Consider the following 263-nt stretch of genomic DNA (forward strand, 5'->3'; position numbering starts at 1 on the left):
AATAATAATAAAAGATATTTTCCTAAATAATAAATAAACCGTAGAACGTGATAAAGAATTTTAAAAAGAAAATCAATTAAATATAAAATATGAGGAAGAAATAATAAAATAATCATTAATAAACCTAAGTTTAACCATTGATTTTGATAAGTAAAGAAAGCACTACTTATCTTATGAAGACTGTTATTTAACTTAGTTAACCAAGTATTAATGAAATGCCACATGATGATTTGGTTGCTTCGTGGTTAAATGTTGATAAAATT

1 protein-coding gene is annotated in these 263 nt (G+C 22.1%); it reads right to left on the bottom strand.

Features of this window, described 5'->3' with window-relative positions; all coding sequences use genetic code 11:
• Positions 1-224 (bottom strand): hypothetical protein (locus RI68_RS03005; protein WP_026071962.1); only part of this gene is annotated, 224 nt, incomplete at its 3' end.
• Positions 225-263 lie beyond the last annotated feature (39 nt).

The organism is Vaccinium witches'-broom phytoplasma str. VAC (genome assembly GCF_000309405.1).
GTDB lineage: Bacteria > Bacillota_I > Bacilli_A > Acholeplasmatales > Acholeplasmataceae > Phytoplasma.